At 61.4% G+C, this 12,017-nt stretch carries 10 protein-coding genes; 7 read left to right on the top strand and 3 right to left on the bottom strand.

Going from position 1 to position 12,017, the window contains the following annotated elements; translation table 11 throughout:
* Positions 1–58: 58 nt before the first annotated feature.
* Positions 59–1,003: a choline ABC transporter substrate-binding protein gene (locus JFU58_RS21790; protein ID WP_063026634.1), complete on the bottom strand. Its 945-nt coding sequence runs from the start codon at positions 1,001–1,003 to the stop codon at positions 59–61.
* A 193-nt stretch (positions 1,004–1,196) separates the two neighbouring features.
* On the opposite strand from JFU58_RS21790, the gene JFU58_RS21785 reads away from it, so the two are divergent.
* Positions 1,197–2,141 (top strand): GlxA family transcriptional regulator, encoded by a 945-nt coding sequence (locus JFU58_RS21785; protein ID WP_063026636.1) that lies wholly within the window; start codon positions 1,197–1,199, stop codon positions 2,139–2,141.
* Between the two features lie 137 nt (positions 2,142–2,278).
* Here JFU58_RS21785 and JFU58_RS21780 read toward each other — a convergent pair whose 3' ends face one another.
* Together JFU58_RS21780 and JFU58_RS21775 are read right to left on the bottom strand one after the other, a co-directional pair.
* Positions 2,279–2,695: a DUF3010 family protein gene (locus JFU58_RS21780; protein ID WP_201142227.1), complete on the bottom strand. Its 417-nt coding sequence runs from the start codon at positions 2,693–2,695 to the stop codon at positions 2,279–2,281.
* Positions 2,696–2,737: 42 nt separating this feature from the next.
* Positions 2,738–3,139, bottom strand: a complete 402-nt coding sequence (locus tag JFU58_RS21775; protein WP_063026640.1) for a lysozyme inhibitor LprI family protein — start codon at positions 3,137–3,139, stop codon at positions 2,738–2,740.
* 219 nt (positions 3,140–3,358) lie between these two features.
* Between JFU58_RS21775 and JFU58_RS21770 the strand changes: the two genes are divergently transcribed.
* The 6 genes from JFU58_RS21770 to etfB all read left to right on the top strand — a co-directional run bounded on the left by JFU58_RS21770 (position 3,359) and on the right by etfB (position 11,204).
* Positions 3,359–4,336, top strand: coding sequence for a dipeptidase (locus tag JFU58_RS21770; protein WP_003216932.1), 978 nt, complete (start codon positions 3,359–3,361; stop codon positions 4,334–4,336).
* Positions 4,337–4,500: 164 nt separating this feature from the next.
* Complete coding sequence (locus tag JFU58_RS21765; protein WP_017476435.1) at positions 4,501–5,031, top strand: DUF5943 domain-containing protein; 531 nt, start codon at positions 4,501–4,503, stop codon at positions 5,029–5,031.
* Positions 5,032–5,046: 15 nt separating this feature from the next.
* Positions 5,047–7,107, top strand: coding sequence for a dimethylglycine demethylation protein DgcA (dgcA, locus tag JFU58_RS21760; protein ID WP_063026642.1), 2,061 nt, complete (start codon positions 5,047–5,049; stop codon positions 7,105–7,107).
* Between the two features lie 155 nt (positions 7,108–7,262).
* On the top strand, positions 7,263–9,203 hold the full coding sequence (dgcB, locus tag JFU58_RS21755) for a dimethylglycine demethylation protein DgcB (RefSeq protein WP_201142225.1): 1,941 nt from the start codon (positions 7,263–7,265) through the stop codon (positions 9,201–9,203).
* Positions 9,203–10,423 carry an electron transfer flavoprotein subunit alpha gene (gene etfA / locus JFU58_RS21750; RefSeq protein WP_201142223.1) on the top strand — a complete coding sequence of 407 codons (1,221 nt, stop codon included), beginning with the start codon at positions 9,203–9,205 and terminating at the stop codon, positions 10,421–10,423. The genes dgcB and etfA overlap by 1 nt, the downstream gene beginning before the upstream one ends.
* Before the next feature lie 10 nt (positions 10,424–10,433).
* Positions 10,434–11,204: an electron transfer flavoprotein subunit beta gene (gene etfB / locus JFU58_RS21745; RefSeq protein WP_177070844.1), complete on the top strand. Its 771-nt coding sequence runs from the start codon at positions 10,434–10,436 to the stop codon at positions 11,202–11,204.
* Positions 11,205–12,017: the final 813 nt, after the last annotated feature.

Raw genomic sequence — 12,017 nt, 5'->3', positions numbered from 1 at the left:
AGGCGTAGTCATACCGTTCGCAGCCAGGAGCGGCTGCGAAACGGTGATTCAAAACGGTTTATTTGCTGGTCAATTGCAGGTTGGCCGCGGCGGGTTTGCCGTCGAAGGTGGTCACGCCTTCCAGCCAGCGCTGCTGGTCTTGCGGGTGGTCCTTGAGCCATTGCTTGGCCGACTCGAAAGCGTCCTTGTGATCCAGCAGCGGCTGCATCATCCGGCTCTCGTCGGCGGCGGTGAAGGTCAGGTTGCTGAGCAACTTGTGCACGTTGGGGCATTGCTCGGCGTAGGTCGGCGACGTGACGGACCACACGGTGGCCATGCCTTCGTTCGGGCCCAGCGCGTCATCACTGCCGGTGAGGTAAGTCATCGCCACGTTGACGTTCATCGGGTGCGGCGCCCAGCCGAAGAACACCACGGCCTCCTTGCGACGCACGGCGCGGTCGACGGCGGCGAGCATGCCGGCCTCGCTGGATTCCACCAATTGGAACTTGCCGAGGCCAAACTGATTCTTGGCGATCATCGCCTTGATCTGGGTGTTGGCGCCCGAGCCCGGTTCAATGCCGTAGATCTTGCCGCCCAGTTCTTTTTCAAACTTGGCGATGTCGGCGAAGGTCTTCAGGCCTTTGTCGGCCAGGTAAGTCGGCACCGCCAACGTAGCGCGGGCGTCTTCCAGCGACGGTTTGTCGAGCACCTTGACCTGCTTGGCCTCGACAAACGGGGTGATGGTCTGGGTCATCAGCGGGTTCCAGTAGCCCAGGAACATGTCCAGGCGCTGGTCGCGAATCCCGGCAAAGATGATTTGCTGGGACGCGCTGGTCTGTTTGGTCTTGTAGCCGAGGCCGTCGAGCAACACTTGGGTCATGGCGCTGGTGGCGATTACGTCGGTCCAGTTCACCACGCCCATGCGCACGTTCTGGCAAGAAGCCGCATCGGCTGCCATGACGTTGGTGCTCAAAATGGCGCTGGCGCTGAGTGCGAGCACGCAGCGGCTGATCAGTCGGTTCATGGTGGTTCCCTCGGCAGGTTGTTATTGTGGGTTCCGGCGTCTTTGTGCACCGTGCAGCCAAGTTACGCAGCTTGGTCCCCGACAAAACGCACGGCGGCGACCAGCTCTTGCACTGCAGCGACCTGCCCCCTTGAATGACCGATTGAACTGGCGTATCACAGTGACCACGCTGTCCGTCCTACGAGAGCGCTCCATGTCCCAGGATTTCTACTTTCTGCTGATGCCGGGCTTCTCCGCCATCGGCTTTATCTCCGCGATCGAGCCGCTGCGGGTTGCCAACCGATTTCGTGGCGAGCTTTACCGCTGGCATGTCTTGAGCGCCGACGGCGGCGCGGTGCTGGCGAGCAATGGCATGTCGGTCAACGCTGACGCCGCACTGGAGCCGCTGAAAAAAGGCGCTACCTTATTGGTGGTGGCCGGCTTCGAACCGCTGAAGTTCGCCACGCCGGCACTGGAGCACTGGCTGCGCCGACTCGATCACGACGGCGTGACCCTCGGCGCCATCGACACCGGGGCTTGCGTCCTCGCTGAAGCCGGCCTGCTCGACGGCCACCGCCTGACCCTGCACTGGGAAGCCATCGACGCCTTCAAGGAGTCTTATCCACAGCTGACAGTGACCCAGGAGCTGTTCGAGATCGACCGCCGGCGCATCACCTCGGCGGGCGGCACCGCCTCCATCGACCTGATGCTCGACCTGATCAGCCAGGCCCACGGGCCCGAATTGGCGATCCAGGTGTCCGAACAGTTCGTGCTCGGCCGCATCCGCCCGCGCAAAGACCACCAACGCATGCAGATCGCCACGCGCTACGGCATCAACAACAAGAAGTTGGTGCAGGTGATTGGGGAGATGGAACAGCACACGGAACCGCCGCTGAGCACACTGGCGCTGGCGGAGGCGATCAAGGTCACGCGGCGGCAGTTGGAGCGCTTGTTTCGGCTGCACCTGAACGACACGCCGAGTAATTTCTACCTGGGCTTGCGCCTGGAGAAGGCCCGGCAGCTATTGCGCCAGAGCGACCTGAGTGTGCTGGAGGTGAGTATTGCGTGCGGGTTTGAATCGCCGTCGTATTTCACCCGAAGCTACCGGGCTCGGTTTGCCAAGTGCCCAAGGGAGGATCGGCGGCGGGAAGCGGTGTGATCACGGCTCTTGAAAACAACACAGATCAAATGTGGGAGCTGGCTTGCCTGCGATAGCGGTCTTTCAGTGCCAGATGTACTGGCTGATACACCGCTATCGCAGGCAAGCCAGCTCCCACAGTAGATATGTGGTGTGACTTACTTCTTCATCAAGGCTGAGCATGCAGCCTTGTAAGCCTCATGCTGATACTTGTTCAGCGTCGCCGGCATTTCAAAGTCGTGTTTCTTGTTTTGCGCATTGATGGTCTGCGGCGACAGCAGCGTCACCTCAACACCCTCCAGCAGTTGAAGTACGCCTTCAATCTTGAACGTGGTCGGGCCACCGGCGAATTCGCCTTTCTTGCTGCGCTTCTTGATGGCGATGCGAGTGATGGCGTTTTCCCGCACAAACGCACTCACCTGGGCGGCAAACGCTTTGACATTGGCCGCCTCATCGTCGTCTTCAAGGGCGATTTTCTTGGTGGCCAGGGCTACATGGCTCAATGCCTGACCGTCCAGCGAGGCGACAGCGATAATGGCTTCACTGCCTTTGATTTCGATGCCGCAGATTGTCATGAGTAGCCTTGATTCTGAGTAAAGAGTGGAGGGGATTGTCGCTTATTCCTGCCCAATCGACTCCAAAAACTCCGACCGTTCATCACTCATCCGCGCCAGGCAATCATTCTGCTGGATCGCATAATCCTTGCTTCCCGCTACCGCCGGGAAGGTATCCACGGCGCAATCCGCGTCGCGTAACTTTTCCCACTTCTGCTGGGCATCCTTCAGACGAGCGGTAATGTCTGCCAGCTGCGTCTTGTTGCTGCCATAGGTCGAACCCATGCGTTCCAGCAAGCCCTGGTAGTTATCCTTGAGCAGTTGCTCGGCGGTGGTTTTGTTGTAGGTGGCGCATTCCAGGGTTTGCTTGTCGTTCTCGATGCCATCGCAAGGCGTGTTATCGGTGTCTTCAGCGGCGTGTACGCCGGTTGCGATGAGTGCCAAAGCCAGGAAAATCGATTTCATTGCGCCGTCTCATATCAGTTAATGGGCAAATTCTGGCTCAAGCGTAAGACAAAGAACAGACACCCGTCAGAGATGTCATGTTGGCCTTTGTCGCGGATTGACGCTTTCGGCAATTCCCTTGTCGTTTTTGCACCCGGCTCCTTCTGCCCCGGGGCATATGCTGGCCCCAAAGCGCCGGCAGACGATTCGGCGCATGAATCGCCAATAAGGGGACGCCTGATGAGCCCAGCCGAATTGCACGCCGACAGCATCGTTATCGACGGGCTGATCATTGCCAAGTGGAACCGCGACCTGTTCGAAGACATGCGCAAGGGTGGCCTCACGGCTGCCAACTGCACGGTGTCGGTCTGGGAAGGGTTCCAGGCCACCATTAACAACATCGTGGCCAGCCAGACCCTGATTCGCGAAAACAGTGACCTGGTGATCCCGGTGAAAACCACCGCCGATATCCGTCGCGCCAAGGAACAGGGCAAGACCGGCATCATCTTCGGCTTCCAGAACGCCCATGCATTTGAAGACCAACTCGGCTATGTCGAGATCTTCAAGCAGCTCGGGGTTGGCGTGGTGCAGATGTGCTACAACACCCAGAACCTGGTGGGCACCGGCTGCTATGAGCGTGACGGCGGCCTGTCGGGCTTCGGTCGCGAGGTCGTCGCCGAGATGAACCGCGTGGGCATCATGTGCGACCTGTCCCACGTGGGTTCCAAGACATCCGAAGAAGTCATCCTCGAATCGAAAAAGCCGGTGTGCTACTCCCACTGCCTGCCGTCGGGCCTTAAAGAGCACCCGCGCAATAAGTCCGATGAAGAGCTGAAGTTCATCGCCGACCACGGCGGCTTTGTCGGCGTGACCATGTTCGCGCCGTTCCTGGCCAAGGGCATCGACTCGACCATCGACGACTACGCCGAAGCCATCGAATACACCATGAACATCGTGGGCGAAGACGCCATCGGCATCGGCACCGACTTCACCCAGGGCCATGGCCAGGATTTCTTCGAAATGCTGACCCACGACAAGGGCTACGCCCGCCGCCTGACCAGCTTCGGCAAGATCATCAACCCGCTGGGCATCCGCACCGTGGGCGAGTTCCCCAACCTCACCGAGACCCTGCTCAAGCGCGGCCATCCTGAGCGCGTGGTGCGCAAGATCATGGGCGAGAACTGGGTCAACGTCTTGAAGGACGTTTGGGGCGAATAAGCCAACCTCTAAACAATGATGCCCCGTAGCAGCTGTCGAGCCCCAGCGAGGCTGCGTCAGGCGCGACTCGGTTCCAGATCAGCGGCGCGCCCTACGCAGCCTCGCTGGGGCTCGACAGCTGCTACGGGACAACAACACAACGAATTTTCCGGAGTTAAGTTTCCATGGCCAAGATCGCCCCTCAATTGCCTATCGAAGTCGACAGCGAAACCGGTGTCTGGACGTCCGATGCCCTGCCGATGCTCTACGTGCCGCGCCATTTCTTCGTCAACAACCACATGGGGATCGAAGAAGTCCTGGGCGCTGACGCCTACGCCGAAATCCTCTACAAGGCCGGCTACAAATCCGCCTGGCACTGGTGTGAAAAAGAAGCTGAATGCCACGGCCTGGAAGGCGTTGCAGTGTTCGAGCACTACATGAAGCGCCTGTCGCAGCGCGGCTGGGGCCTGTTCAAGATCCAGGACATCGACCTCGACAAAGGCACTGCCAGCGTCAAGCTCGAACACTCGGCATTCGTCTACGTGTACGGCAAGGTCGGGCGCAAGGTCGACTACATGTTCACCGGCTGGTTTGCCGGTGCGATGGACCAGATTCTCGAAGCCCGCGGCAGCAAGATCCGCACCGTTGCGCAACAGGTCTACGGCGGCTCCGAAGAGGGCCACGACGACGGCCTGTTCACCGTCAAGCCGTTGTAAGTCGAGGACCCAGCCATGGCTTTCGAAGCAATGTTTGCGCCGATCCAGATCGGCAAACTGACCATCCGCAACCGCGTGCTCAGTACCGCCCACGCCGAGGTGTATGCCACCGACGGCGGGATGACCACCGACCGCTATGTGAAGTACTACGAAGAGAAAGCCAAGGGCGGCATTGGCCTGGCGATCTGTGGCGGTTCCTCGGTGGTCGCCATCGACAGCCCCCAGGAATGGTGGAGTTCGGTGAACCTGTCCACCGACCGCATCATCCCGCACTTCCAGAACCTGGCCGACGCCATGCACAAGCATGGCGCCAAGATCATGATCCAGATTACCCACATGGGCCGTCGCTCGCGTTGGGATGGCTTTAACTGGCCGACCCTGATGTCGCCGTCCGGCGTGCGTGAGCCGGTGCACCGTGCCACCTGCAAGACCATCGAGCCGGAAGAGATCTGGCGTGTGATCGGCAACTACGCCAGCGCTGCCAAGCGCGCCAAGGCGGGTGGCCTGGACGGTGTGGAACTGTCCGCCGTGCACCAGCACATGATCGACCAGTTCTGGAGCCCACGGGTCAACAAACGTACCGACGAGTGGGGTGGCACCTTCGAAGGCCGCATGAAGTTCGGCCTGGAAGTGTTGAAAGCGGTGCGCGCCGAAGTCGGTGACGACTTCTGCGTGGGCATGCGCCTGTGCGGCGATGAGTTCCATCCGGACGGTCTGTCCCACGAGGACATGAAGCAGATCGCCAAGTACTACGACGACACCGGCATGCTCGATTTCATCGGCGTCGTCGGCTCGGGCTGCGACACCCACAACACCCTGGCCAACGTTATCCCCAACATGAGTTATCCACCGGAGCCGTTCCTGCACCTGGCGGCCGGTATCAAGGAAGTGGTCAAGGTCCCGGTGCTGCACGCGCAGAACATCAAGGACCCGAACCAGGCCACGCGCATCCTCGAAGGCGGCTATGTGGACATGGTCGGCATGACCCGCGCCCACATCGCCGACCCGCACCTGATCGCCAAGATCAAGATGGGCCAGATCGACCAGATCAAACAGTGCGTGGGCGCCAACTACTGCATCGACCGTCAGTACCAAGGGCTGGACGTGCTGTGCATCCAGAACGCCGCCACTTCCCGTGAATACATGGGCGTGCCGCACATCATCGAGAAGTCCACCGGGCCGAAACGCAAAGTTGTGGTGGTGGGTGCCGGCCCGGCCGGGATGGAAGCTGCGCGGGTTGCTGCTGAACGCGGCCACGACGTGACGCTGTTCGAGAAGAAAGAATTTATCGGTGGGCAAATCACGACCGCTTCCAAGGCGCCGCAGCGCGACCAGATTGCCGGGATCACCCGCTGGTTCCAGCTGGAACTGGCACGCCTGAACGTCGACCTGCGCCTGGGCGTGGCGGCAGACGCGGCCACTATCCTGGACCTGCGTCCGGACGTGGTGGTGCTGGCGGTGGGCGGTCATCCGTTCCTGGAGCAGAACGAGCACTGGGGCGCGGCTGAAGGCCTGGTGGTCAGCAGCTGGGACGTGCTCGATGGCAAGGTGGCGCCGGGCAAGAACGTGCTGGTGTACGACACCATTTGCGAGTTCACCGGCATGTCGGTGGCGGACTTCCTGGCGGACAAGGGTTGCCAGGTGGAAATCGTCACCGACGACATCAAGCCGGGCGTGGCCATCGGCGGTACGTCGTTCCCGACGTACTACCGCAGCATGTACCCGAAGGAAGTGATCATGACCGGCGACATGATGCTGGAAAAGGTCTACCGCGAAGGCGACAAGCTGGTGGCGGTGCTGGAGAACGAATACACCGGGGCCAAAGAGGAACGGGTGGTCGATCAGGTGGTGGTCGAGAACGGCGTGCGTCCGGATGAAGAGATCTACTACGGGCTCAAGGAAGGTTCGCGCAACAAGGGCCAGATAGACGTCGAAGCCTTGTTCGCGATCAAGCCGCAGCCGTGCCTGAGCGAGCCGGGTGAGGGGTACTTGCTGTTCCGCATCGGTGACTGCGTGGCCCAGCGTAATACCCACGCTGCCATCTATGACGCCCTGCGCCTGTGCAAGGATTTCTGATCCAACACCGAACCAATGTGGACTCGGTCAAAAATGTGGGAGCGGGCTTGCTCGCGAAAGCGGTGTGTCAGTCGATGCATCCGGTGGCTGATTCACCGCCTTCGCGAGCAAGCCCGCTCCCACATTAGACCTGTGTGGTCTTTGGGAGCTTCACCATGCTGAACACCCTTCTTCCCATCCTGCTCTTCGCCGCCCTGGGCCTTGCCGTCCTCGGCGCCCTGCGCCGGGTGAACATGTGGCGCCGCGGCCGCTCCTCCAACGTCGACCTGATCGGCGGCCTGCTGGCCATGCCCAAGCGCTACATGGTCGACCTGCACCACGTCGTCGCCCGCGACAAATACATCGCCAACACCCACGTCGCCACCGCCCTGGGCTTTGTGCTCTCGGCGTTGCTGGCGATCCTGGTGCACGGTTTCGGCCTGCATAACCGCATCCTCGGCTACGCCTTGCTGCTGGCCTCGGTGCTGATGTTTATCGGCGCCACGTTCGTCTACCTGCGTCGTCGCAATCCACCTGCGCGCCTGTCGAAAGGCCCGTGGATGCGCCTGCCGAAAAGCCTGATGGCGTTCTCGGTGAGCTTCTTCCTGGTGACCTTGCCGGTGGCCGGGATTCTGCCGGCGGACTTCGGCGGCTGGCTGCTCGCCGCGCTGCTGAGCCTGGGCGTGTTGTGGGGCGTGTCCGAGATGTTCTTCGGCATGACCTGGGGCGGCCCGATGAAACACGCCTTCGCCGGTGCCCTGCACCTGGCCTGGCACCGCCGCGCCGAGCGTTTCGGCGGTGGCCGTTCCACCGGTTTGAAGCCTCTGGACCTCACCGATAAAACCGCGCCCCTGGGTGTGGAAAAACCGGTGGATTTCACCTGGAACCAACTGCTCGGCTTCGACGCCTGCGTGCAGTGCGGCAAGTGCGAAGCGGCGTGCCCGGCGTTCGCCGCCGGCCAGCCGCTGAACCCGAAAAAACTCATCCAGGACATGGTGGTCGGCCTGGCCGGTGGCACCGACGCCAAGTTCGCCGGCAGTCCTTATCCTGGCAAAGCCATCGGCGAACACAGTGGCAACCCGCACCAGCCAATCGTCAACGGCCTGGTGGATGCGGAAACCCTGTGGTCCTGCACCACCTGCCGCGCTTGCGTGGAAGAGTGCCCGATGATGATCGAGCACGTGGACGCCATCGTCGACATGCGCCGTCACCTCACCCTGGAAAAAGGCGCGACCCCGAACAAGGGCGCCGAAGTCCTGGAAAACCTGATCGCCACCGACAACCCCGGCGGCTTTGCACCCGGCGGGCGGATGAACTGGGCGGCGGATTTGAACCTGCCCTTGCTCAGCGACAAGAAAACCGTCGACGTACTCTTTTGGGTCGGCGACGGTGCCTTCGACATGCGCAACCAGCGCACCTTGCGCTCGTTCGTCAAAGTGCTGAAAGCCGCCAAGGTCGACTTCGCCGTACTGGGCCTTGAAGAGCGCGACAGCGGCGACGTGGCCCGGCGTCTGGGCGATGAAGCCACCTTCCAGCTGCTGGCCGCGCGCAATATCCAGACCCTGGCCAAGTACAGCTTCAAGCGCATCGTCACCTGCGACCCCCACAGTTTCCACGTGCTGAAAAACGAATACGGCGCCTTCGATGGCAACTACCTCGTGCAGCACCACAGCACCTACATGGCCGAGCTGATCGACGCCGGCTCCCTGAACCTGGGCCAGCACAAAGGCAACAGCGTGACCTATCACGACCCGTGCTACCTGGGTCGCTATAACGGCGAATACGAAGCACCGCGCCAAGTGCTACGGGCGCTGGGGATCGAGGTCAAGGAAATGCAACGTTCCGGTTTCCGTTCCCGCTGCTGCGGCGGCGGTGGCGGCGCGCCGATCACCGATATTCCCGGCAAGCAGCGGATTCCCGACATGCGCATGGAAGACATCCGCGAAACCGGCGCCGAGCTGGTGGCCGTGGGTTGTCCACAGTGCACGGCGATGCTTGAGGGCGTGGTTGAGCCGCGTCCGTTGATCAAGGACATCGCCGAGCTGGTGGCCGACGCTTTGCTCGAAGACGCCGCACCGGTCAAGACCCCGAAACGCGAACCTGCGGAGGTGCATTGATGAGCGACATTATCCGCCGCGACCCGCGGGCCGAATGGATCGCCCGTAACCGCCTGCACCCGCTGCACGCGGCGATGCAGCCGGTGCAATACAGCTGGATGGGGCCCAATGGGGTCATCCGCAAGAACGTGCACGGTGTCGGTTTTATCGGCCCCAACGGCATCAAGCGTATTGACCGCAGCGGCGCCCAGCAGGGCGGCGCGGCCAAGCGTACGGCAGCGGTGGAAGTGCAGTTGCCGCTGCATCAGGTACCGGCGCCCGCTTTCTACATCAACGTGGTGCCGGACATGGTCGGCGGCCGCCTGAGCAGCCACGACCGCGACTTGCTGGGCCTGGCCCGGCAGCTGGCCGGCGACGACGGTGCGGTATTGGCCGTGGTGTTCGGCGAACACAAGGAAAACGCCTTCGCCACCGCGGGTGTGGATCGGCTGCTGGTGTTGGACGGGCATGAGTTCGACGGTTATTCACCGGAGCAACGGGTTCACGGCCTGCGGGCTGTGGATAACCAGTTCAACCCGCGCCACTGGTTGCTGCCGGACAGTCGCAGCGGTGGCGGGGAATTGGGCCGGCGCTTTGCCGCAAGCCTCAAGGAGCGCCCGGCCACGCGGGTCTGGCAGATCAAGGGCGAGGAATGTATTGGCCGTGCGGGTGCCGGCCAGCAAGATCTGGCCCGGCCATTGCCACGCATGATCCTGGCCGCGGCGGAATGCGCCGAGCCTGTCAGCGATACCCGTCACGAAGTGTTGCCGGTGGAGTTATCCACAAGCCTGGCCCGCAGCTTGCCGCGCATTGAGGATTTGGGCGCGGTGGCCGTGGACCCGGGGGCAATTCCCATGGCCGAAGCCGAGTTCATCTTCTCGGGCGGCAACGGGGTCAAGGACTGGGCACTGTTCCACAAGACTGCTGCCGCGTTGGGCGCTACAGAAGGCGCCTCGCGGGTGGCGGTGGACGACGGTTTCATGGCCCGGGATCGCCAGGTCGGCGCCAGCGGTACCTGGGTCACCGCGCGGGTTTACGTGGCGGTGGGGATTTCCGGGGCGATCCAGCACCTGCAAGGCATTGGTGCCTGCGACAAGGTGGTGGCCATCAACCTCGACCCGGGTTGCGACATGATCAAGCGTGCCGACTTGTCGGTGATCGGCGAAAGCGCCGCGATTCTGCAAGCCTTGATCGTTGCGGTCGAGGCCTACCGCAACGGCGCCAAGCGCGATGCGGCTTAAGGAAATGGCCATGACGACGAATGTAATCAGCCTGGTGTCCATCGGCGCCCACCCGACTTCAGGCCGCCCACGCCGCGCCGAGCAAGATGCGCGCGCTGTGGAACTGGGCCTGCAACTGGCTGGGGATAACCTCCAGGTGCTGCACGCCGGCGACATCGCTGAACCCACCCTGCGCGCTTACCTGGGCATGGGGTTGCCGCAGTTGCACGTGCTTGAACAACCGGCCGGGGCGGACGTCTTGCCGGTGCTCGGCGACTATCTGCGGGACGCGGGCGCCCAGGTGGTGCTCACCGGCAGCCAGGCGGAAACCGGTGAGGGTTCGGGGATGTTGCCGTTCCTGCTGGCCGAACAACTGGGTTGGCCGCTGATTGTCGGCCTGGCCCAGGTGGAATCCATCGAAGGCGGCGTGGCCCATGTGCTGCAAGCCTTGCCTCGTGGCCAACGGCGGCGCCTGAAGGTGCGCCTGCCGTTTCTGGCCACGGTGGATAACGCCGCGCCCAAGCCTCGGCAAAGCGCCTACGGCCCGGCTCAGCGCGGGGTGCTGGAAGCCCACGACGTTGAGGTGCTGGAGGATGAGTTATTCACAGGTGCTGTGTTGCAGCCCGCCAAGCCTCGACCCAAGCGCCTCAAGGTGATCAAGGCCAAGAGCGGCGCCGACCGCATGAAGGCCGCCACGGCCAAGGCCAGCGGCGGCGGTGGGCAAGTGCTTAAGGGTGTTAGCCCTGAGGCCGGTGCGGAAGCCATTCTCAAGTTGCTCATAGAAGAAGGTGTAGTGCGCTAATCCAATGTGGGAACGGGCTTGCTCGCGAAGGCGGCGTGTCAGTCGGCGCATCTATTGACTGACCCACCGTATTCGCGAGCAAGCCCGCTCCCACACTGTTTTGCGGCGATTGTGGCTTTACCCACAATCCCTGTTAACCCACCTGTGGATAACCTGTTCGCGGCTGTCCACACCCCATGCAAATCAAGCCCTCCAGCTCGCTGTACGAAAAACAACCAACCTAACTGACGGTTTTTCCTTGGTTTTTTCTGTGGATAAGGAAAATGCCAAGTATAGAGTTGCCCCCAAAGTCTGTTGGTGCTTCTGTGGATAAGATGTTCGCTATCCGCTGTAGGCCATATAACGCGTGGCTTACAGTGTTTTGGTTAAAATGTAACCAATATCGCCATTCCGGCTGAGTTCTGCTCTCAAAGCCGCGATTTTCCTCGGTTTAAGCCGGTTTTCCACAGATGGTCTAAAGTTGCCCCCAAAGTCTGTTGGCGCTTCTGTGGATAAGGTGTTTGCGTTCCTCTGTAGCCCACGCAGGACGTGGCTTTCAGGCTTTAGGTCAAAAAACGATCAATGTGGGATAAAACCGGTACCTTTGAATAAGTCACGGATTTTCTTGGTTTTATTTCGACGGGAGAGCGCAGTTGCCCACAATTGCTGTGGGTGGCTTTGTGGATAAGTTGTTGGGCAATGGCTGGAAGTAAGGCGGGCAGCGGCCTGTCGGGGTGTTGGATGAATTTTGTACAGTCACAAACCAGTGTGGGAGCCGGGCTTGCCCGCGATGACGGAGTAACAGCCAACAGAGGGGTTGAATGTTAAATCGCT

Source organism: Pseudomonas sp. TH34 (assembly GCF_016650865.1).
GTDB classification, from domain to species: Bacteria; Pseudomonadota; Gammaproteobacteria; order Pseudomonadales; family Pseudomonadaceae; genus Aquipseudomonas; species Aquipseudomonas yamanorum.
This window is presented reverse-complemented; position numbering and strand designations above follow the sequence as displayed.